General features: G+C 51.4%; 21 protein-coding genes. 11 read left to right on the plus strand and 10 right to left on the minus strand.

Going from position 1 to position 20,143, the window contains the following annotated elements:
* From tnpA to dapA, 3 genes are all read right to left on the minus strand, one after another.
* A partial coding sequence (tnpA, locus tag L1D47_RS14985) for an IS200/IS605 family transposase (protein WP_239885859.1) occupies positions 1-244 on the minus strand: 244 nt, incomplete at its 3' end.
* Positions 245-514: 270 nt separating this feature from the next.
* Positions 515-1,636 carry an outer membrane protein assembly factor BamC gene (gene bamC, locus L1D47_RS14990; RefSeq protein ID WP_239885860.1) on the minus strand — a complete coding sequence of 374 codons (1,122 nt, stop codon included), beginning with the start codon at positions 1,634-1,636 and terminating at the stop codon, positions 515-517.
* Positions 1,637-1,640: 4 nt separating this feature from the next.
* The gene (dapA, locus tag L1D47_RS14995; RefSeq protein ID WP_239885861.1) at positions 1,641-2,525 is read right to left on the minus strand and encodes a 4-hydroxy-tetrahydrodipicolinate synthase; all 885 of its coding nucleotides are present in this window, start codon (positions 2,523-2,525) and stop codon (positions 1,641-1,643) included.
* Between the two features lie 243 nt (positions 2,526-2,768).
* Here dapA and L1D47_RS15000 point away from each other — a divergent pair, with 243 nt between their 5' ends.
* Both L1D47_RS15000 and bcp read left to right on the plus strand, forming a co-directional pair.
* The gene (locus tag L1D47_RS15000; protein ID WP_239885862.1) at positions 2,769-3,323 is read left to right on the plus strand and encodes an ACT domain-containing protein; all 555 of its coding nucleotides are present in this window, start codon (positions 2,769-2,771) and stop codon (positions 3,321-3,323) included.
* Positions 3,320-3,793, plus strand: coding sequence for a thioredoxin-dependent thiol peroxidase (gene bcp / locus L1D47_RS15005; RefSeq protein WP_239885863.1), 474 nt, complete (start codon positions 3,320-3,322; stop codon positions 3,791-3,793). The genes L1D47_RS15000 and bcp overlap by 4 nt, the downstream gene beginning before the upstream one ends.
* A gap of 177 nt (positions 3,794-3,970) precedes the next feature.
* Here the strand turns inward: bcp and L1D47_RS15010 are convergent, their stop codons facing one another.
* Complete coding sequence (locus L1D47_RS15010; protein ID WP_239885864.1) at positions 3,971-4,594, minus strand: LysE/ArgO family amino acid transporter; 624 nt, start codon at positions 4,592-4,594, stop codon at positions 3,971-3,973.
* 126 nt (positions 4,595-4,720) lie between these two features.
* On the opposite strand from L1D47_RS15010, the gene L1D47_RS15015 reads away from it, so the two are divergent.
* Positions 4,721-5,608 carry a LysR family transcriptional regulator ArgP gene (locus tag L1D47_RS15015; RefSeq protein ID WP_239885865.1) on the plus strand — a complete coding sequence of 296 codons (888 nt, stop codon included), beginning with the start codon at positions 4,721-4,723 and terminating at the stop codon, positions 5,606-5,608.
* A gap of 87 nt (positions 5,609-5,695) precedes the next feature.
* Here the strand turns inward: L1D47_RS15015 and L1D47_RS15020 are convergent, their stop codons facing one another.
* Complete coding sequence (locus L1D47_RS15020) at positions 5,696-6,811, minus strand: AI-2E family transporter (RefSeq protein WP_239885866.1); 1,116 nt, start codon at positions 6,809-6,811, stop codon at positions 5,696-5,698.
* A 251-nt stretch (positions 6,812-7,062) separates the two neighbouring features.
* Positions 7,063-7,284 carry a sulfurtransferase TusA family protein gene (locus L1D47_RS15025; RefSeq protein WP_041511362.1) on the minus strand — a complete coding sequence of 74 codons (222 nt, stop codon included), beginning with the start codon at positions 7,282-7,284 and terminating at the stop codon, positions 7,063-7,065.
* 217 nt (positions 7,285-7,501) lie between these two features.
* Here L1D47_RS15025 and L1D47_RS15030 point away from each other — a divergent pair, with 217 nt between their 5' ends.
* The 3 genes from L1D47_RS15030 (at position 7,502) to L1D47_RS15040 (ending at position 9,753) form a co-directional block, all read left to right on the plus strand.
* On the plus strand, positions 7,502-8,911 hold the full coding sequence (locus L1D47_RS15030) for a M48 family metalloprotease (RefSeq protein WP_239885881.1): 1,410 nt from the start codon (positions 7,502-7,504) through the stop codon (positions 8,909-8,911).
* A 108-nt stretch (positions 8,912-9,019) separates the two neighbouring features.
* Complete coding sequence (gene arsC / locus L1D47_RS15035; protein ID WP_239850431.1) at positions 9,020-9,367, plus strand: arsenate reductase (glutaredoxin); 348 nt, start codon at positions 9,020-9,022, stop codon at positions 9,365-9,367.
* A gap of 14 nt (positions 9,368-9,381) precedes the next feature.
* Positions 9,382-9,753, plus strand: a complete 372-nt coding sequence (locus tag L1D47_RS15040) for a DUF2069 domain-containing protein (RefSeq protein ID WP_041511364.1) — start codon at positions 9,382-9,384, stop codon at positions 9,751-9,753.
* A gap of 129 nt (positions 9,754-9,882) precedes the next feature.
* Here the strand turns inward: L1D47_RS15040 and hda are convergent, their stop codons facing one another.
* Together hda and L1D47_RS15050 are read right to left on the minus strand one after the other, a co-directional pair.
* On the minus strand, positions 9,883-10,593 hold the full coding sequence (gene hda / locus L1D47_RS15045) for a DnaA inactivator Hda (protein ID WP_041511365.1): 711 nt from the start codon (positions 10,591-10,593) through the stop codon (positions 9,883-9,885).
* A gap of 90 nt (positions 10,594-10,683) precedes the next feature.
* Positions 10,684-11,832 (minus strand): DUF2066 domain-containing protein, encoded by a 1,149-nt coding sequence (locus tag L1D47_RS15050; RefSeq protein ID WP_239885867.1) that lies wholly within the window; start codon positions 11,830-11,832, stop codon positions 10,684-10,686.
* Positions 11,833-12,029: 197 nt separating this feature from the next.
* On the opposite strand from L1D47_RS15050, the gene L1D47_RS15055 reads away from it, so the two are divergent.
* Complete coding sequence (locus tag L1D47_RS15055; RefSeq protein ID WP_239885868.1) at positions 12,030-13,265, plus strand: uracil-xanthine permease family protein; 1,236 nt, start codon at positions 12,030-12,032, stop codon at positions 13,263-13,265.
* A gap of 100 nt (positions 13,266-13,365) precedes the next feature.
* Here the strand turns inward: L1D47_RS15055 and grxD are convergent, their stop codons facing one another.
* A complete protein-coding gene (gene grxD, locus L1D47_RS15060; RefSeq protein ID WP_239885869.1) occupies positions 13,366-13,716 on the minus strand; it encodes a Grx4 family monothiol glutaredoxin in 351 nt (116 codons plus the stop codon).
* 232 nt (positions 13,717-13,948) lie between these two features.
* Between grxD and sodB the strand changes: the two genes are divergently transcribed.
* From sodB to L1D47_RS15080, 4 genes are all read left to right on the plus strand, one after another.
* Complete coding sequence (gene sodB / locus L1D47_RS15065) at positions 13,949-14,533, plus strand: superoxide dismutase [Fe] (RefSeq protein WP_239885870.1); 585 nt, start codon at positions 13,949-13,951, stop codon at positions 14,531-14,533.
* A 374-nt stretch (positions 14,534-14,907) separates the two neighbouring features.
* Positions 14,908-16,842, plus strand: a complete 1,935-nt coding sequence (locus L1D47_RS15070) for a PrkA family serine protein kinase (RefSeq protein ID WP_041511368.1) — start codon at positions 14,908-14,910, stop codon at positions 16,840-16,842.
* 48 nt (positions 16,843-16,890) lie between these two features.
* Positions 16,891-18,159 carry a YeaH/YhbH family protein gene (locus tag L1D47_RS15075; protein ID WP_041511369.1) on the plus strand — a complete coding sequence of 423 codons (1,269 nt, stop codon included), beginning with the start codon at positions 16,891-16,893 and terminating at the stop codon, positions 18,157-18,159.
* 8 nt (positions 18,160-18,167) lie between these two features.
* Complete coding sequence (locus L1D47_RS15080; protein ID WP_239885871.1) at positions 18,168-19,700, plus strand: SpoVR family protein; 1,533 nt, start codon at positions 18,168-18,170, stop codon at positions 19,698-19,700.
* A 50-nt stretch (positions 19,701-19,750) separates the two neighbouring features.
* Here the strand turns inward: L1D47_RS15080 and rplY are convergent, their stop codons facing one another.
* Entirely contained in the window at positions 19,751-20,038 is a 288-nt protein-coding gene (gene rplY, locus L1D47_RS15085) for a 50S ribosomal protein L25 (RefSeq protein WP_041511371.1), read from the minus strand.
* Positions 20,039-20,143 lie beyond the last annotated feature (105 nt).

Here is a 20,143-nt window from a genome sequence, read left to right on the forward strand (position 1 = left end):
TTAATACACCTACTAACTCTGACACGCTTAAACTCGGTGGTGTACGCACAACAAGATGAACATGATCCAACTGAACGTTTAATTCGACTACTTTACATTTCTTCATGTTGCAGAAGATAAAGATACTCCGATGAACCTCTTTCCCCACGTTTCCTTTTAGGATCCTATATCTATACTTTGGAGTCCAAACTATGTGATATTGGCACCTGTAGAAAACATGCGACGCTGACTCGTATCTGCTCATGCTATTTACCTCTCTTTATTTGCTGGTTACAAACAAAGTCAGTATTTAGCATGAGCAACCTTCAGGCATAGCCTAAATCGGACGTTCACCACCTCCATAGGAGGTGGTTTTAGAATGACAACAAAAAAGAGGCCTCATGGCCTCTTTTTATTTGGATAAGCTTACCTGACTATGTTTATCTTACTAAGCCTATTTTACTGTGCTTATCTGACTATGCTTGTCTGACTATGCTTATCTGGCTATGCTTAGCTTACTTAAGCTTTGCTGAGCCTATCTGACCTTACGGTCTTCACTCATCAGTTCGGCCATGCCATCGTATACGGCCTCGACCACAGCGTTACTCACTGGAGCATCTTCCTTGTCTTTCAGGTAGATGCGTGTCTTGGCATTATCACGCTTATCTTGCTCAATCTGCAGGCGATAGGATCCTTCTTCCATCGGCAGCTTCTTATCGCTCCACAATGAACTCCAGAAACCTGAATCGTCGCTCACGTTGATATAGTAAAGCCCCTTGTTGCTATCCATATCGACGATTTCAAAGCCTAGCTCTGGCAATACGATTCGCAGACGATCCCAGGTACGGCTGTAGCTGGCATCTGCCAACCAGTAGCTCTGCACTGGCGTCTCATCTTCGGCCACAGTTGAGGCCTTCACCAAGTCTACCTCGATACCCAGGCTCTCACGCAGGCGTTTCGCCTTGATCGCCTTCGCACGCTTCACGCTCATGTAGGCGATGGTGTTGTTAAGCATATCAACCGTATAGCGGCGCTTATCTTCACCGGTCAGCAGGATATCCTGCGCCTTACCATCGAAGCTCTCTTCGTGATCAATCAATTCGATAGCAAGGTTACCGCTACGGCCATGTGGACGCACATTGACGGTGAAACGATAGCGTTGACGTACCGAATAAACCTCGTCGGCGCCCCACATAGACGAGTCGATAACTTCTTGATTTTCAATCCAATCAGTTTCGATAACGCCGGTTTCTCTATCCTCTTTAAGGATCTTGATCTCGTGCTGACTAAAATATTCATCCAAGATGCCGAACAGCTCGCTGCGCAGGTCGATATCGTTATCGATAGACTCGACCACGATCTTGATGCTGTCGCTAGACTCTTCCACATGGGTACCTTCTGCCATCGGCAGTACCTGTAGCGGTGGACGAATATCGAGTTTCTTGCCAACTAAGGTTCTATCGACCTTGCTGCCAACCTCAGGAATATCGTATTCGGTATTATATTTCGGCTGATTCAACCCTTCTGGGATCACCAGTTTAGGCGCAGCCGTCACAGTGGCATATTCGTCATTGCCATTGGCCTGACGTCTGTCGATAGGCGTGCTGCAGGCCGTTACGGCGGCAACCAGTAGGATTGGAGTAACTTGCTTTAGCATCTAATTATTGAACCTCTATTCCGGCATTCTTCATCGCTTCTAGCAACAGACCATGATATTGCTCGGAAAGTTCCGTTAATGGCAAGCGAATATGTCCTTGACTGATCAAGCCCATACGGTGCGCCGCCCATTTCACAGGGATAGGATTGGCTTCACAGAAGAGCGCGCCGAACAGCGCTTTCATTGGTGCCTCGGCCTTAAGGGCGCCTTCGAGATCGCCCTTAAGGGCCGCGTCGCACATCAGCTTAAACTGCTTAGGCACTATGTTATTCGCCACTGAGATCACGCCATTGCCACCCAGGGTAAGAAACTCACGGGCCGTGGCGTCATCACCACTGTAGAGCATGAAGTCATCACCACATAGCTCACGTAGCTTAGCCACGCGGCTCAGATCGCCGGTCGCCTCTTTTAGACCTATGATGTTTGGCACCTCGACCAGCTGGGCGACGGTTTCTGGCAACATATCCACCGAGGTACGGCCGGGCACGTTGTAAAGAATTTGTGGGATATCGGTCGCGGCCGCGACGGCGCGATAATGGGCCACCAAGCCTTTAGGTGTCGGCTTGTTATAGTAAGGCGTCACGCCCAACATGGCGGCCACCCCGAGATTGGCCTGCGCCTTGGTCAGCTCGATCGCTTCGGCGGTGGCATTTGCGCCATTACCACCGATAACAGGAACGCGTCCGGCGGCAAATTTTACCGTGTGGGCAACCACTTCAATATGTTCTGAAAGAGGTAAAGTGGCAGATTCGCCGGTCGTGCCGACGGCAACGATGGCGTCAGTACCCTGTTCAATATGGTACTCAACCAACTTCTCGAGACTTGCATAATCGACTGAGCCATCACGATTCATGGGTGTGATTAAGGCTACGATGCTTCCGTTTATCATGTGATTTCCCCAAGGATTCAGGACTGGCTATGGTACTTATGCTCACAGGTAAAAACAAGCATAAGTATCCCTAGATCACAGAGAATGATAACACCGCTCCCCATAGGTCAAATGTTTGACCCTTTATCACGACAGGGATCTCAAAACTGATAACTTGTGATAGCATAAGCCTCCTTAAAAAACGCCGAAAATGTCAATCGACGCTTATTTGTACAACGAGTTACCAATCAATGGGGGAATTTCATGTCCAATCATCTGGTCGTTACCGCACTGGGTTCTGATCGTCCTGGTATCGTCAGTAAATTTGCCAGACTCGCAAGCGAATGCGATTGCGATATCGTCGATAGCCGTATGGCCCTCTTTGGTGGTGAGTTTACCTTGATCATGATGATTTCAGGCGCCTGGGCATCGATCACTAAGATGGAAGCCAGCCTCCCTGCCCTGAGTGTCGAACTTGGTCTGCTGACGGTAATGAAGCGTTGCTCTCAGCATACGCCGCCAAACTATGTTTCACGCCTGGAAGTGACCTTTAACGGTAAGGACCAGCGTGGCACCATGAAGCGTATTACCCAGTTCCTGGCCGATCGTTCGCTGGATCTGGCCGCCGTGCGCTCCCATGCCGAAGAGACATCAGAGGGCGAGCCGGTGCAAAATGTCTTCTTAACCATCAATGTGCCAGAGAAGGTGGATATCGAAAAACTCGAACAAAATATCGCCGCCCTCGCCGAAGAGATGAACCTAAGCTGCCATATCGAACGTATGCAGGGTATCGAAACACAACCTAAGGATGATCTATGAAAACCTTAACCCAGGGCGAAATGGCGCCTAACTTTACCCTACAAAACCAGGCCGATGAGACAGTCTCCCTCAGCGATGCCCTCAAACAGGGCCCTGTACTGGTCTATTTTTATCCAAAAGCCCTGACCCCTGGCTGCACTGTGCAGGCCTGCGGCTTAAGAGACAGCAAGCCAGACCTAGACACCCAGAAGGTCACCGTATTTGGCATCAGCCCGGACCCAGTGGCCAAGCTTGCCCGCTTCGCCGATAAACATGAGCTAAATTTCAGCTTGCTCAGCGATGAAGATCATAGCGTTGCCGACGCCTTCGGTGTCTGGGGTGAGAAGAAATTTATGGGTAAGATCTATGATGGCATTCACCGCCTCAGCTTCCTGATAGGTCAAGACGGTAAGGTGGCCCATGTGTTCAATAAGTTTAAGACCAAAGACCACCATGAGGTTGTCTTGAATTATATTCAGGAAAATAGCTAGCACACGCTCATTTTCGACAAAAAAGCCGGCAATGCCGGCTTTTTTATTATTAGTTAACCTGTCTGGCTAACCTCGTCACTGTACTAAATCATCAGTACAAACTCGTTCAAGAATTAACTCAAAGAAGCATTAGCGCTTTATTAAGTATTAGCTCTAAAGTATTCGCCTAGCTAAATATCAACCAAAGAAGGCGCTTACATAGGGCCACAACAGCGCCGCAGCTATGCTCCACATGGTGAGGAAGATAAACCTGTCTAAGTAACACCATGCCTTGGGCCGCTTAAACAAGGGGCTTAGGTACCTTGCGCCGAGGCTAAGGGCAAAGAACCACACAAAAGAGGCCAGTACAGCGCCGGCGCCAAACAGATGCCTGTCCTCCTGCTCGAACTGAGTACTGATGCTACCCAGCAACACCACGGTATCCAGATACAGATGCGGGTTAAGCAGACTGATCCCCAGGGTCGTTAACAGTGCGGCCCTCAGCGTATCAGCCCCCTGAGTCGACTCGGTATCCAGACCTTGTGCATAGAAAGAGGCCTGCAAGGCCCGTCCGCCATAGACCAGCAGGAAGGCCGCCCCACCTAGGCTGGCGACATCCTTGATTAAAGGAAAGGCCAGAATCAAATGCCCCAGGCCTGCCACACCTGCGGTGATCATCACGGCATCGATAAAAGAACACAGGGCGGCGATAAGCAATGAATGGGCCCGCTTTAACCCTTGTTTCAATACGAAGGCATTTTGCGCCCCAACGGCGATGATTAGGCTGCCACCGACCCCAATCCCCTGAATGAATGCTTGCACGAGAAAACTCCAAAAAGAACCACGACTAATTCCAGGCCGCAAGCATAGCGATCTTGTAAAAATAAACCTAGCTAATGAATTTAATGTATCATTAGCCAAACTTATATTGATGATTTGGATGTTTCGATGCTGGATTACGCCCACCTGAAAGCCCTGAGTGTAGTCATCGCCGAAGGCGGCTTCGAACGTGCCGCCAAGGCGCTGTTTATCACCCAACCGGCAGTATCTCAGCGGATCAAGGCGCTGGAAGAGCGAGTCGGCCAGACCCTGCTTATTCGCAGCAACCCGGTACAGGCGACCCCTATGGGCAAACGCCTGCTTAGACACTATGCTCAGGTGAGCCTGCTGGAGAGCGAGCTGAGCGCAGAGATAGACGCCGATGACCCTTCGCTGCCCACAGTGGTGAAGATCGCCGTCAACGCCGACAGTCTCGCCACCTGGTTTCTCCCAGCCCTCGCCGAGCTGTTTAAGCGCCACCGCTGGCTGCTGGAGCTGATTGTGGACGATGAGTCTTACACCCACCACCTGCTCAAGAGTGGCGAGGCGGTTGGCTGCGTGACGACCACAGAGGCGCCATTGGCCGGCTGCTCTAGCGAATATCTCGGGCAGATGGAGTACCTGTGCGTCGCGACCCAAGACTTTATTGCAGACTACTTTGCAGGCGGCGTGACACAGAGCCGCCTGCGTCAGGCACCGGCCGTGGTGTTTTCCACCAAAGATAAACTGCATGAAAAATTCTTAGGGGAGCATTTTGCCATAGAACCTGAGCAGTGGCGGGAGCATCAGATCCCCTCCTCCGAGAGCTTTCTCGAGGCGATATTACTCGGCATGGGTTATGGCCTGGTGGGTCATCTACAGGCCGAGCCGCTGCTGCAAAGCGGCGCACTTAAGCTCATCGCCCCTGACTGCACCATGAAGGTGCCCCTCTACTGGCAGCACTGGAACATTAAGGCTAAACAGACCACGCTGGTCTACCGCGCCCTGGCGGCGACCGCAAAACAGGCTTTAAGATAGCTGGCCAATCAGGCTATAGCGGAATCTTGCGGCCAGATGCGGTGACAAAAAAGGAGCCTTATGGCTCCTTTAGGATTTCGATTGAGTTTAGACGGCGCCCTGCTCTGTTTCGGCCTCAGGTTTATCGGGCTTAGGTTTATCGGCCTTAGGTTTATCCGCCTTAGGCCAGGCGTTAACCACCGCCTTCACCAAGGAGGCAAGCGGAATGGCGAAGAACACCCCCCAGACTCCCCAGAGTCCACCGAAAACCAAGACGGCCGCGATGATAAACACAGGGTGCAGATCCACCGCATCGGAGAAGAGGATGGGCACCAGCAGGTTTCCATCGAGCGCCTGAATGATGCCGTACCCCAGCATCAGGTAGCCAAATTCCGGGCTGATCCCCCACTGGAAGAAGGCAACCAGGGCGATCGGCAGGGTCACCAGCGTCGCCCCTACATAGGGGATCAACACGGAGAAGCCGGTCAACACGCCGAGCAGCGCGGCGTAGCGCAGATCCATGACGGCGAAGAAGATATAACTGGCGGCGCCGATGATCACAATCTCAATCACCTTGCCGCGAATATAGTTAAAGATCTGCTGATTCATCTCCAGCCATACCTTACGGGCCAGGTCACGGTTGGCGGGGATGAAACGCTTACTGCCCCGGATCAGCTCATCTTTATCCTTGAGGAAGAAGAACACCAACAGGGGCACCAAGATGGCGTAGACCATGAGTACCAACAACGAGGCAGAGTAACCGATCAACTGTTTACCCAGATCCAGTATGTGCTGGGTATCCAGCAACTTCTTAAGCTCGCCGACAGAGGCGTCGAGCTGCTCCACACTTAAGAATTGCGGATACTGATCGACTAATCCTTTGAGGGTGATTAACCCCTTATCCAACATGGTCGGCAGATCCGTCACCAGGGCTAACCCCTGGCGCCAGATGCTGGGCACTAGGCCAAAGGTGATCAGCAACATCACTCCTACAAATAGCACGAGTACCAGAGAGGCGCCTGTGGTGCGATTGATGCCTATCTTGACCATCTGGGCGACCGGCCATTCGAGCAGAAATGCCAGCACCAGGGCGACCAGCAAGGGAGCCAATAGTCCGCCTGCAAAATAGATGGTCAGGGCGATCCCCAGCAAAATCAGCATCAGGGTCACCGCTTGGGGATCACTAAATCTCTCTTTATACCAATTGGTAATGAATGAAAACATCTACTCTTCCTAATTTAGAAACCAAGATCTGCCGCCCTGTAAACAGGTGCCCACTGGGCCACCTTAAGCATGCAAGATTGGATTTACAACGCAAGGCTTGCAACATAAGGTTTGTCACATAGGCCTTGTAATATAGGCTCTGCAATATCGAGCATCATGAAAAATAATTAATCGGAGCCTGTGGCTCTTTTCTTTATCTATGCTAACGCCCGATACCTAACCCTCACTAAGGTACCTTACTCAGGTAAAAACTAATCGCCTCGCGTTATCGACAGCTCCAAGATCTCTGCATCATTTTGTATTTCAACATATTGCCAGTTGGCCTTCTCAAGGAACCTGGGCACATCCTGGCGCGAACCACTGTCTTTAAGCTGTACCCGCAGCACTTCGCCACCGGGCAACTGCTTGAGAGCCATCTTTAGCTTAACCAAGGCCAGTGGACATCGGTAGTGGGTTAAGTCAATAAAAGTCATAATGATCTTGCTAAAGGCAAACTCGGGCTATTATCCTAAGTCTCCAGTGAAACCACAAGCGAACAATGGCAGCAATTCGCTAGCCACATCTGCCAGACAAACGGAACTAATTAGCTTGCTGTGGTTCCAACTAAACAGACCCAGTTATCTATAATCGCTAAGGATAAGTTTGAGTAAAGTTAACAAAGCAAAATCCCTGGTTGCCGGCGCCTTGTCGATGGCCCTGTTCTCTATCGCCCCCTTAGGATTTGCCAATAATGATCTGCCGGATCTGGGCACCGCGGCGGTGAACACCTTTAGCCTGGAGAAGGAAAACAGTTACGGCGACGCCTATATGCGGGTGATCCGCTCATCGGCGCCCATGCTTAACGATCCTGTACTCAATCAATACCTGACCGAGCTGGGTAACCGTCTGGTGGCCCATGCGACTGGTGTGAAGACTCCCTTCTCTTTCTTCTTGCTAAGAAATGATGAGATCAACGCTTTCGCCTTCTTCGGCGGACATGTGGGCGTGCATACGGGATTGTTCCTTAATGCCGATAACGAGAGCCAGATAGCCTCGGTACTGGGCCACGAGATCACCCACGTGACCCAGAGACACCTGGCGCGCTCTCTCGAGGCGCAGCAGAAGAGTTCTCCCGCAACTATCGCGGGCCTGCTCGGCGCAATTTTGCTCACCATTGCCGCACCTCAGGTGGGAATGGCCGCCATGGCGACCACTCAGGCACTGGCGACTCAGGCACAGATCAACTACACCCGCCTACACGAGAAGGAGGCGGACCGTATCGGCATGCAGATCCTGGTGGACGCGGGATTCGATCCTAACGGCGCGGCAGACTTCTTTTCCAAGCTAGCCACTCGCTACCGCTTTACCACCAAGCCGCCACAGATGTTGCTGACCCACCCGCTGCCGGAATCACGTATCGCCGAGGCCAGAAACCGCGCGGCGCAATATCCTCACAGATATGTGCCCGATAACCTGGATTTTCAGCTGGCCAAGGCGCGTATTCAGGTGCGCTTCTCCAGTTACAGCGAAGAGGCGGCGCTCGCCCTGTTTAACGACCTGATCAGGAAGCACAGCTACGAGTTTGAGGAGGCGGCTCTGTACGGTAAGGCACTTGCCCTGCTGCGTGCAGACAAGGCCAAGGAGTCTGAGGTCATCGTAGACCAGCTACTCGCTAAGGATCCCAACAACCTGTTTTATATCGATACTAAGACAGATCTCTTGCTTGAAAGGCATGAGCACCAACAGGCGATCGATCTACTCACACGAGAGCGTAAGCTAAAACCCACCTCTCAGGTGATCAATATCAACCTGGCCAATGCGCTGATCGAGAGCGGTCAGGCGAAGCAGGCCATTCCCCTACTGGAGGATATGATCTTCCTGGATAAGCAGAATCAGCTGCCGCTACAGCTGCTGAGCGACGCCTATAAGCAGACTGGCAACCGTGCCATGGAGCATTTTGCCAAGGCAGAGACCATGGCGCTGGCCGCCGACTATGATGGCGCCATCGATCAGCTCAACTTTGCCTACCGTTTGTCGGAGAAAAATCCGCTGCAGCTGGCAAAAATTGAGGCCAGGATCCGCCAATTCAAGCAATCTAAGAAGCAACTCGAACTGCTCTAAAGCAATCACAAACTGCTTTAAACCAATAAAGGTGAGCCAAAGCCCTGTGACTCGGCTCACCTTTTGCAGTAGAATGACGGCAAATTTCTAGATATGGATAGAACTGCCATGACGCAAGTAAGCATAATTCATAACCCTCGTTGCTCTAAGAGCCGCCAGACCCTGGCGTTGCTTGAAGAGAAAGCCTGCGACATCCAAGTGATCGAGTACCTCAAGACGCCGCTGACTAAGGTAGAGATCCGCAGCATCCTAGATAAACTCGGCCTGGCGCCACGTGAGCTGATGCGCACCAAGGAAGAGGAATACAAGGCGCAAAACCTGGCCGCAGTCACCGATGATGAGGCACTTATCCAGGCCATGGTCGACACCCCTAAGCTTATCGAGCGTCCTATCGTACTGGCTAACGGTAAGGCTGCGATCGGTAGACCCCCAGAAAATGTACTGGCCATTCTGTAAGGCTGAAAGTTCATATGAGCTCAAAGACACTGTTTCAAATTAGCCGCGCGGCCTATGTGGCACTGCTCCTGATGATGACCGCCTGGTTCGGCAATCAAGGATTGACCGGCCAATACTCAATGATCTTCAGCCTGCTGTGGATCTTGCCCCTGTTGGCACCACTTAAGGGGATCTTGACCGGCCAACCCTACACCTACGCCTGGGCGAGCTTCATCATCTGCCTCTACATGTTGCATGGACTGACCTTGCTCTATGTCACCGAGACGGCATTGGCATTCGCCATCTGTGAGGTAGCGCTGCTGACCCTCCTGATGATCACGCTGCCCTTCTACGCCCGTATCCGCGGCCGGGAATTGGGGCTTGGGCTGAAGAAGCGCAAGAAATAGACTGCACAGAATAGATAATGCTGAAGTGATAGCACTGAATTGCTAGCACTGAAACATAAAAAGGCACCTAAAGGTGCCTTTTTTGTACTCGTATCTTAAGCGTAACGTATGGTGCTCACCAGATAAACGCTACAAGCGCAGCATCTCTTTCACGAAGGGAATGGTTAACTTACGCTGATGCACCAGGGAGGCCTTATCCAAGCGGTCGAGTACATCGAATAGGGTTCGCAGATCCCGCGCCAATCGATTGAGCAGGAAACGGCCCACGTCTTCCGGTAACTGCAATCCACGCATCGCCGCACGGCGTTGCAGCGCGGCCAGCTTCTCCTCATCGGCCATGGGTTGCAGCTGATAGGTCAATCCCCACTGCATGCGAGACACCAGATCCGGCAAGGCAAATCCCGCATCGCTGGCCGTTGCACTGGCACTCACTACCAGGGCGCATCGCTTGTGCTCAGCCACCCGGTTATAGAGATCGAATAGCGCCTCTTCCCACAGGGGATGTCCGGCTATGGCATCGATATCATCGATACAGACGAGATCCAACTGTTCCAGCCCCTCTAACAGCTCGGTAGATATACTGGCATGAATACCCAGTGGCAGATAGAAGCTGCTGCGATTGAGCTCATTGGCTCTGGCACAGGTGGCGTGCATCAGATGGGTACGCCCGGCCTTGACCGGCCCCCACAGATATACCGCCTTGTCGGCTCGCCCTTCGGCACATGCCTGTAAGCTCTGGATCAGCTCGTCATTGCCGGCCGCGGGATAATAACTGTTGAAGGTCTCATCGTCGGGCAGATAGACGGGTAAAGAAAGTTGTACCGGAGAATGGGGTGACACGTATAGGGATCTCGATCTTATCTTAAGTGTGTATTGCCTGGGCGACCTAATTTAGCACTCAGTCTATTACCATTAGGCGCCCAGCTTACCTTAACGTCCTTGCCAAATATACTCATGGCGCGGAGTCTGTGACGATGATAACGGATCCACCATTTCATCGCCGCCCAATTCAGACTGGCTGTTTAACAAATTGGGATTATCTAACAGAGCCGAACCGTTTGCCGGCTCCATACTGCGGATCTTGGGCTCCAGGCTGATCAAACGATATAGATCTTCCTCGCTGCCGAAGAGCTCCAAAGAAAACTCGGCGCTGATCCCCTGAACCTTGGTCAGCGATACAGACTTAACCGCGCTGAGTTGATGCAGGTACTTCTCGATATCCAGCAGCTGCTGACGGTCAGTGATCTCAACAAAGGTGAGCCGGGTACTGTTGGCCTCACCGCTATCGGCGATGGCATAACGCGCCACATAGTATTGACTGATCGCCCCAAAGATCTCAGACACTGCCACATCCATCCCCTTCACCTGAGTCGACAGCGTGATCAAAGGGTTAAATAGTGGCTGATCGCTGCTTGTTGGATAGAGGGCGAGCTGAATATTCACCAGTTCGTCAGGCAGAGTGTCCAGTGACACCATGGCAAAATAGTCACTGCCATAACGCTGACTGGCCTTAGCCACGTTATCGGCAAACATGCCACGCACATCGGTGACACTGATGGCCATGGCATCATCCAGATCCATCATAGGCAACAACATAGGAACGCCACGGGACTGAGAGAGGTTGGCAATCTGGCTACGGCTCTCCAACACTGAGGCGTCATTGAGTAGCTCACGCTTGCCTTCATTTTCCTGGGCCAACCACAAGAGTGTTAGTGGTCGTTGATTGCCCCACACGGGTAACTTAGCCTCACGCAACAGACTGATGATCTTGCTATGGTCGAACGAGGCCTGCAGATACTGCTCGCCATCCTGCTCCTGATATCCGAACTGGCGAATATAGGCGGTAGGCTGAGCTATCGCCTGAGCCACCAGGGGTTCGCTGAGGGCCATGCGATCGCCGGTATTTTTCAACACCACCTCTTCCATCGCCTGGCGTAGCGCCTGATTCTTCACCTGCTGGCTACGGTCGGCGATCTTAATCGCACTTCTATCCAGCTCGGTCACCTCGACGGCCGCTACATTAAGGCTCGCGGCGCAAAGCGCACCAGCAAGCATCACAGATAAAAAACTCTTAAACATCCGTATCTATATCTATTCACGAATACAATGGCGGCAGTGTAACACATAAGCCTTGACCATGCCTGTCTGCAAATAGGGGCAAATTCGCTTTTTTGCCCGCCATTGACGAGGCAGGCCGGAGAATGTGATCAAGATAAGTGCAAATATGCTAGCAAGACGTTAACATTGTGCGGTTTAGCCATAAAAAGAGAATAACAATGAAACGTTTAGCAATCCCCCTACAAGGCGCGCAGATGCTATTTGTCGCCTTTGGCGCCTTAGTATTGATGCCGCTGTTAACCGGGCTCGATACCAACGTCGCCCTCTTTACCGCCGGCATAGGCACCTTGCTCTTTCAGCTCGTGACCAAACGCCAAGTCCCCATCTTTCTCGCCTCCTCCTTCGCCTTCATCGCTCCCATCCTCTACGGTGTTCAGACCTGGGGAATTCCCGCGACCATGGGTGGCCTGATGGCGGCTGGATGCGTGTATCTGATACTGGCGACCTTAGTTAAATTTAGAGGCGATGCCTTCATCAAGCGCCTGCTGCCGCCGGTTGTCGTCGGCCCGGTGATCATAGTGATTGGTCTTGGTCTGGCGCCAGTCGCCGTGAACATGGCCCTGGGCAAGAGTGGTGATGGCGCCTTGGTGTTGGTCGACGCCGAACATGCGCTGCTAATCTCCCTCGCCTCGCTGTTGACCACTATCACAGTGGCGATCTTTGCCAAGGGCATCGTCAAGCTGATGCCGATTTTGGCGGGCATCATAGTCGGTTATGGCCTCAGCCTCTTCTTCGGTGTGGTAGATTTTTCTCCGGTTGCCCAGGCAAGCTGGCTCGCCATGCCTAACTTTGTGGCCCCTGAGTTTAACTGGCATGCCATCGCCTTCATGATACCCGTAGCCATCGCCCCGGCCGTCGAACATATCGGCGATATCCTGGCGATCTCTAACGTCACCGGCAAAGACTATATGAAGAAGCCCGGCCTGCACCGTACCCTGAGCGGTGACGGCATCGCCACCATTGCCGCATCGGCACTCGGTGGACCGCCAAACACCACCTACTCTGAGGTGACTGGCGCCGTGACCCTGACCAAGGCCTTTAATCCAGCCATCATGACCTGGACCGCCATCACCGCCATCTTGCTGGCCTTTATCGGCAAGCTCGGCGCCCTCATGCAGACCATTCCCGTGCCTGTGATGGGCGGCATCATGTGTCTACTGTTCGGTTCGATCGCCGCTGTCGGCCTTAACTCGCTGATTAAGAATCACGTCGATCTCAGCGAGCCAAGAAACCTCTGCATCGTGGGTGTCACCCTGGTCTTTGGTATCGGCGGAATGGCATTTGGTATCGGCTCTTTCAGCCTCACAGGTATAAGCCTATGTGGCATAGTGGCCATCACCATGAACCTCTTGCTGCCTGAGGTGCACGCCAATCAGGAACGAGAAGTCGCCTAAAGATTGCTGAATAGACACAAAAAAGCCCTTCATATGAAGGGCTTTTTTATATATCAATCTGACTGAAGTCAAAATCACTATGGCTGGGCCTTAGCAGTGATTAGGACTCACCCTCTTGATCTGCATATTTTGCCGCCGTATCGGCAATCAGGGTTTGTAACTCACCCTTCTGGTACATTTCGGTCAGGATGTCGCAACCGCCGATCAGCTCGCCTTCAACCCAAAGCTGTGGGAAAGTAGGCCAGTTCGCGTATTTAGGCAGCTCGGCACGGATATCGGGATGCTGCAAAATATCAACATAGGCAAATTGAGCACCGCAGTTAATCATGATCTGCGCCACTTGCGAAGAAAATCCACAGCTAGGTAGCTTAGGAGACCCTTTCATATATACGATGATAGGATTTTCAGCGATTTGCTGTTTGATTTTTTTTACAGTTTCGTTTGTGTCCATCTTCTTTCCTAAATTTTGCAGCAAAGCTACGTCAACAAATTTAGTCTATTGTACGCTAGGTTCACAGATAACGAAAACCTACTTTTTTCAGGGTTATTCACTGAGTTAGTGATACCGATTGAATTAATCTAAAAAATCAAACAAACAATGATTCACATCACAACTTTATCAGGTAGAATGTGCATCTGTGAGCAAACCTAAAAAGACAATTGAATGTCAATGGAGAAAAAACATGGCTTTTGAATTACCAGCACTGCCTTATGCGAAGAACGCACTCGAGCCCCATATTTCCCAGGAAACCATCGAGTACCACTATGGTAAGCATCACAACACCTATGTAGTGAAACTAAATGGTCTTGTTGAAGGTACTGAACTTGCCGAGAAAAGCCTAGAAGATATCGTTAAGACTTCTACTGGCGGCATCTTCAACAACGCAGCTCAAATCTGGAACCACACTTTCTACTGGAACTGTCTAGCGCCTAACGCTGGCGGTGCAGCTACTGGCGACATCGCCGCAGCAATCGACGCAGCCTTCGGTTCTTTCGATGCATTCAAGGCACAGTTCACCGATGCAGCCGTTAACAACTTCGGTAGCGCCTGGACTTGGTTAGTGAAGAAGGCTGACGGTAGCCTGGCCATCGTAAACACTAGCAACGCTGCAACCCCACTGACTGAAGAAGGTGTTACCCCCCTTCTGACTGTTGATGTTTGGGAGCACGCTTACTACATCGATTACCGTAACGTTCGTCCTGACTACATGGCAGCGTTCTGGAACCTGGTTAACTGGGAATTCGTTAACAGCAACTTCGCTGCTTAATCTGATTCGACCCAGTGTAAAAGGAGCCTCCCGGCTCCTTTTTTATTGCCTAAGAAACAGTACATCTTTGCAAATACGGCCATGTTTACGGTGAGATAAAACCCGCCAACGACTCAGAAATTCCGCTATCCAATACGCATTTTAGATGCCGGTGTTTGCTTTGTATCCGAAGAAGAGCGAGCCCCCTAACAAGGTTACACACAAACCGCACAAACCATCCGCTACAGTTGCAACTATTGCATTTGCAACTGTTTATCATTGTTTTTATTGTCTTTTTTGATACGCAGATCTCGTTTACAGACTATTATTAGTAGTAGGTCACTGATTTTCAGTTGTCCCTTAAGACATATCGTTGGCTTTTCAGGGGGTGGAACATGGGCATTTTCGAGCATTATCAACAGCGCTATGAAAAAAAACTAGACGAAGAATATTCGCTACAAGAGTTCCTGGCTATCTGTAAAGAAGACAGGATCGCCTACGCATCGGCGGCCGAGCGTTTGCTGACCGCCATCGGCAAGCCAGAGGTCATAGACACCTCTAAAGATCCTGTGCTCAGCCGCATCTTCTCCAACAGACTTATCTCTCGCTATCCCGCCTTTAAAGACTTCTATGGCATGGAAGACGCTATCGAACAGATCGTCGCCTACCTCAAGCATTCGGCCCAGGGGCTGGAAGAATCTAAACAGATCCTTTACCTGCTCGGCCCTGTGGGCGGTGGTAAATCATCCCTGGCCGAGAAGCTCAAGTCGCTGATGCAACACGTTCCCATCTATGTCTTGAGCGCCAAGGGGGAACGCAGCCCGGTCAACGACCATCCCTTCTGCCTGTTTAATCCAGAGGAAGATGGAGAGCTGCTTAAGCGCGAGTACAATATCCCAGAACGCTACCTAAAGACCATCATGTCGCCCTGGGCGGTAAAACGCCTGCATGAGTTTGGCGGCGATATCTCCCAGTTCAAGGTGGTTAAAGTCTTCCCCGCCATCCTAGATCAGGTGGGGATCGCCAAGACAGAGCCCGGCGATGAGAACAACCAGGATATCTCCTCTCTGGTGGGTAAGGTCGACATACGTCAGCTCGAACATTACGCCCAGCATGACGCCGATGCCTACTCCTACTCGGGCGCCCTGTGCCGAGCTAACCAGGGCTTGATGGAGTTCGTCGAGATGTTTAAGGCGCCGATTAAGGTGCTGCACCCCTTGTTGACCGCCACCCAGGAGGGCAACTACAACGGTACAGAAGGCCTGTCGGCCCTGCCCTTCAACGGCATCATATTGGCTCACTCTAATGAATCGGAATGGACCAGCTTTAGAAACAACAAGACTAACGAAGCCTTCCTGGATAGGGTCTACATAGTCAAAGTGCCCTATTGCCTGCGGGTGTCAGAAGAGATACAGATCTACGAGAAACTGCTGACCAACTCAGAGTTGGCTCAGGCGCCGTGTGCGCCCTATACCCTGGAGACGCTGGCGCAGTTTAGCGTACTGTCGCGTATCAAGGCGCCGGAAAACTCTTCTATCTACTCTAAGATGCGGGTCTATGATGGTGAGAGCCTCAAAGATACCGATCCTAAGGCCAAGTCTTATCAAGAATATCGCGACTATGCCGGGGTCGATGAGGGAATGCAGGGGCTATCGACCCGTTTCGCCTTTAAGATCCTCTCAAAGGTGTTTAACTTCGACCATAGCGAGATAGCCGCCAATCCTGTGCACCTCTTCTACGTACTGGAACGCCAGATCGAACAGGAACAGTTCCCTGCCGAAACGGCTGAGCGTTACATGGAGTTTTTAAAAGGTTATCTCACCCCTAAATATATCGAATTTATCGGTAAAGAGATCCAGACAGCCTATCTGGAATCTTATTCGGAATATGGCCAGAACATCTTCGACCGTTATGTCACCTATGCCGACTTCTGGATCCAGGATCAGGAGTATCGGGATCCAGAGACAGGCCAGCTGTTCGATCGCGCCGCGCTCAATGCCGAGCTGGAGAAGATAGAGAAGCCTGCGGGGATCAGTAACCCGAAAGACTTCCGCAACGAGATAGTTAACTTCGTGCTGCGTGCCAGAGCCAACAACGAGGGCTCAAATCCACTATGGACCAGCTATGAGAAGCTACGCACTGTGATCGAGAAGAAGATGTTCTCCAACACGGAAGATCTTCTGCCGGTCATCTCCTTCAACACCAAGACCTCTACAGACGATCAGCGTAAGCACGACGACTTTGTTAATCGCATGATGGAGAAAGGCTACACCAAGAAACAGGTCAGACTCCTGTCTGAGTGGTATTTACGGGTTCGTAAATCATCTTGATCACCCGTACACGGGGAGCTTGCTCCCCGCTAGTCTTGGGAGGTGCGCATGGCTAATTTTATTGATAGAAGATTGAATACTAAGGGAAAGAGTACAGTCAATCGTCAACGTTTTATCAACCGCTATAAGCAACAAATCAAAAAGGCCGTCAGTGACGCCGTGACCAGACGCAGCGTGACCGACATAGATAAGGGCGAGAAGATCAGTATCCCGACTAGGGATATCAGCGAGCCAACCTTTCATCAGGGACAGGGCGGCATGCGCGAGCGCGTTCACCCAGGCAACGATCAATTCTCCCGCGGCGACAAGGTTGAACGTCCCCCCCAAGGTGGCGGCCAAGGCAGCGGTCAAGGAGATGCGTCCAATTCCGGCGAAGGCCAAGATGACTTCGTGTTTCAGATCTCTAAAGATGAATACCTCGAGTTACTGTTTGAAGATCTGGAACTGCCAAACCTGCAGCGCAATCGCCTCAACAAGCTAGTGGAGTACCAAACCTATCGCGCCGGTTTTACCAACGATGGCGTGCCGGCCAACATCAACATCATTCGCTCGCTGCGCTCATCACTGGCGCGTCGAATCGCCATGTCCTCCTCTAAGAAGGCGCTGCTGAATGAGCTCAAGGCGGAACTAGAGGCGCTTGAGCAGACCCCTGGTTCGGAAGCAGAGAAGATCATCGCCCTGAAAGAGCAGATAGCAGAGTTAGAGGCTAAGATCGCCAAGGTCCCCTTCATCGACACCTTCGATCTCAGGTACAACAACTTCGCCAAACGCGAGGTGCCCTCGAGCCAGGCGGTGATGTTTTGTCTCATGGATGTGTCTGGCTCCATGGATCAGGCCACCAAGGACATGGCCAAACGCTTCTATATCTTGCTCTACCTGTTTCTTACCCGTACCTATAAGAATCTGGAGGTGGTTTATATCCGACACCACACTCAGGCGAAAGAGGTAGACGAGCACGAGTTTTTCTACTCCCAGGAAACCGGCGGCACCATAGTCTCCAGCGCCCTCAAGCTGATGCATGAGATCCAGCGAGAGCGTTACCCCGAGAGTGAATGGAACATCTATGCTGCCCAGGCGTCGGATGGCGATAACTGGGCCGATGACTCCCCCACCTGTCGGCAGTTGCTGGAACACAAGTTACTGCCCGTGGTGCGTTACTTTAGCTATATCGAGATCACCAACCGCGCCCATCAAACCCTGTGGCGCGAATATGAAGGACTACAGAAGACTCACGACAATATTGCAGTTCAGCACATTAAACAGGCCGAGGACATTTACCCTGTATTTAGAGAACTGTTTAAGAAACAAGCTGTTTAGGGGGCCTTATGAGTTCAAAAAAGAAGCGCACTGTATTAAATGATGGACCAGACTGGACCTTCGAGCTATTAGAAACTTACCTTGCTGAGATCAAACGCGTGGCGGATCACTACCGCCTGGACACCTATAAAAACCAGATAGAGGTGATCACCGCCGAACAGATGATGGACGCCTATGCGGGCATAGGCATGCCCATAGGCTATACCCATTGGTCTTTTGGTAAGAAGTTTATCGAAACCGAGCAAGGTTATAAGCGTGGCCAGATGGGCCTGGCCTACGAGATAGTGATTAACTCAGATCCCTGCATCGCCTACCTGATGGAGGAGAACACCATTACCATGCAAGCGCTGGTGATGGCCCACGCCTGTTTCGGTCACAACAGCTTCTTCAAGAGCAACTATCTGTTTAAGACCTGGACGGACGCCAGTTCGATCATCGACTATCTGGTGTTTGCCAAAAACTATGTCAGAGAGTGTGAAGAACGCTATGGCGAGGAGCAGGTAGAGCTGGTATTGGATTCCTGCCATGCCCTGATGAACTATGGTGTGGATCGTTATAAGCGCCCCAGCGAGATCTCTCTCAAAGAGGAAAAGGTCCGTCAGAAGGAACGAGAGGCTTACCTGCAGAGCCAGGTTAACGATCTCTGGCGCACCATCCCCCTTACCCCTGACACCCAGAAACAGCAGGCTGCGCCCAATTTTCCCGCCGAGCCCCAGGAGAATATTCTCTACTTCATCGAAAAGAATGCGCCCCTGCTCGAGCCCTGGCAACGGGAGATAGTGCGGATCGTACGCAAGATGGGGCAGTATTTCTATCCTCAGAGACAGACCCAGGTGATGAACGAAGGCTGGGCCACCTTCTGGCACTACACCATTCTCAATCACCTCTACGATGAGGGACTGGTCTCCGACCGTTTCATGATTGAGTTTTTAAAAAACCATACCAATGTGATCGCCCAGCCGAGCTATAACAGCCCTTACTATTCGGGGATCAACCCCTATGCCTTGGGCTTTAATATGTTTGTCGACATCCGCCGTATCTGCGAGTCCCCCACAGAAGAGGACAAACGCTGGTTTCCCGATATCGCCGGTAGCAACTGGCTAGATACCCTGCACTTTGCCATGGAAAACTTTAAGGATGAGAGCTTTATCAGCCAATATATGTCGCCTAACATCATTCGTCAGTTCAAGTTTTTCAGCATCTTGGACGATGACAAGAAGAACTACCTCAGCATTTCGGCGATTCATGATGACCTGGGTTATCAAGAGATCCGTCAGACCCTGTCACAGCAGTACAATCTGTCAAATCTTGAACCCAACATTCAGGTGCAGAGCGTGGCCATCTCTGGCGATCGCTCCTTGACCCTACGCTACATCCCCATCAATCGCATTCCTCTAGACAAAAGCTGTCAGGAGGTGGTCAAACACCTGCACAGGCTTTGGGGCTTTAATGTTACCTTGGAGGAGCTCAACGAACAGGGCGAGCCGATAGTGATTGCCAGCTGCCCGGAGAAGCTTTCGGAATCCGAACCTGCGGCTTAGAGGCATAAAAAAAGCGCCACCAGGGCGCTTTTTCTATTTCAGACTCGCTATTAAGCGAATTTGAAATCCACGTGCTCGATCATAGGCTTGAACGCGTGACGTTGCATAGCTTGAACACGAACTTTAACTTCTTTACCGTCTAGAACGATAGTGATGTCGTTGTTGTAGAAATCATCGTTAGTTTGGATGTTGATGATTGAACGGTGTTCGAATTCGATAGAAACGGCTTCTTTGCCCGCACCATAGATAACTGCAGGAACTTTACCAGCATGACGTAGGCGGCGGCTCGAACCTTTCCCAACTTCAGTGCGGGTTTGTGCGGTAATTGTGTAAGACATAATTTACTCACTTAAATCAATAGTAATATAGGTGGTCATCGTTTTCGACCAACGATGACCTCATTTAAAGCGGGCGAATATTAGCACAGTGATCCGGCTTTAACA

The sequence above is a fragment of the Shewanella sp. Isolate7 genome (genome assembly GCF_022398425.1).
Classification (GTDB): domain Bacteria; phylum Pseudomonadota; class Gammaproteobacteria; order Enterobacterales; family Shewanellaceae; genus Shewanella.

Excerpts from the sequence above, each read along its gene's own strand:
- bamC (WP_239885860.1), bottom strand. The coding sequence starts at position 1,636 with ATGCTAAAGCAAGTTACTCCAATCCTACTGGTTGCCGCCGTAACGGCC.
- dapA (WP_239885861.1), bottom strand. The coding sequence starts at position 2,525 with ATGATAAACGGAAGCATCGTAGCCTTAATCACACCCATGAATCGTGAT.
- L1D47_RS15000 (WP_239885862.1), top strand. The coding sequence starts at position 2,769 with ATGTCCAATCATCTGGTCGTTACCGCACTGGGTTCTGATCGTCCTGGT.
- bcp (WP_239885863.1), top strand. The coding sequence starts at position 3,320 with ATGAAAACCTTAACCCAGGGCGAAATGGCGCCTAACTTTACCCTACAA.
- L1D47_RS15015 (WP_239885865.1), top strand. The coding sequence starts at position 4,721 with ATGCTGGATTACGCCCACCTGAAAGCCCTGAGTGTAGTCATCGCCGAA.
- L1D47_RS15020 (WP_239885866.1), bottom strand. The coding sequence starts at position 6,811 with ATGTTTTCATTCATTACCAATTGGTATAAAGAGAGATTTAGTGATCCC.
- L1D47_RS15025 (WP_041511362.1), bottom strand. The coding sequence starts at position 7,284 with ATGACTTTTATTGACTTAACCCACTACCGATGTCCACTGGCCTTGGTT.
- L1D47_RS15030 (WP_239885881.1), top strand. The coding sequence starts at position 7,502 with ATGGCCCTGTTCTCTATCGCCCCCTTAGGATTTGCCAATAATGATCTG.
- arsC (WP_239850431.1), top strand. The coding sequence starts at position 9,020 with ATGACGCAAGTAAGCATAATTCATAACCCTCGTTGCTCTAAGAGCCGC.
- L1D47_RS15040 (WP_041511364.1), top strand. The coding sequence starts at position 9,382 with ATGAGCTCAAAGACACTGTTTCAAATTAGCCGCGCGGCCTATGTGGCA.
- L1D47_RS15050 (WP_239885867.1), bottom strand. The coding sequence starts at position 11,832 with ATGTTTAAGAGTTTTTTATCTGTGATGCTTGCTGGTGCGCTTTGCGCC.
- L1D47_RS15055 (WP_239885868.1), top strand. The coding sequence starts at position 12,030 with ATGAAACGTTTAGCAATCCCCCTACAAGGCGCGCAGATGCTATTTGTC.
- grxD (WP_239885869.1), bottom strand. The coding sequence starts at position 13,716 with ATGGACACAAACGAAACTGTAAAAAAAATCAAACAGCAAATCGCTGAA.
- sodB (WP_239885870.1), top strand. The coding sequence starts at position 13,949 with ATGGCTTTTGAATTACCAGCACTGCCTTATGCGAAGAACGCACTCGAG.
- L1D47_RS15070 (WP_041511368.1), top strand. The coding sequence starts at position 14,908 with ATGGGCATTTTCGAGCATTATCAACAGCGCTATGAAAAAAAACTAGAC.
- L1D47_RS15075 (WP_041511369.1), top strand. The coding sequence starts at position 16,891 with ATGGCTAATTTTATTGATAGAAGATTGAATACTAAGGGAAAGAGTACA.
- L1D47_RS15080 (WP_239885871.1), top strand. The coding sequence starts at position 18,168 with ATGAGTTCAAAAAAGAAGCGCACTGTATTAAATGATGGACCAGACTGG.
- rplY (WP_041511371.1), bottom strand. The coding sequence starts at position 20,038 with ATGTCTTACACAATTACCGCACAAACCCGCACTGAAGTTGGGAAAGGT.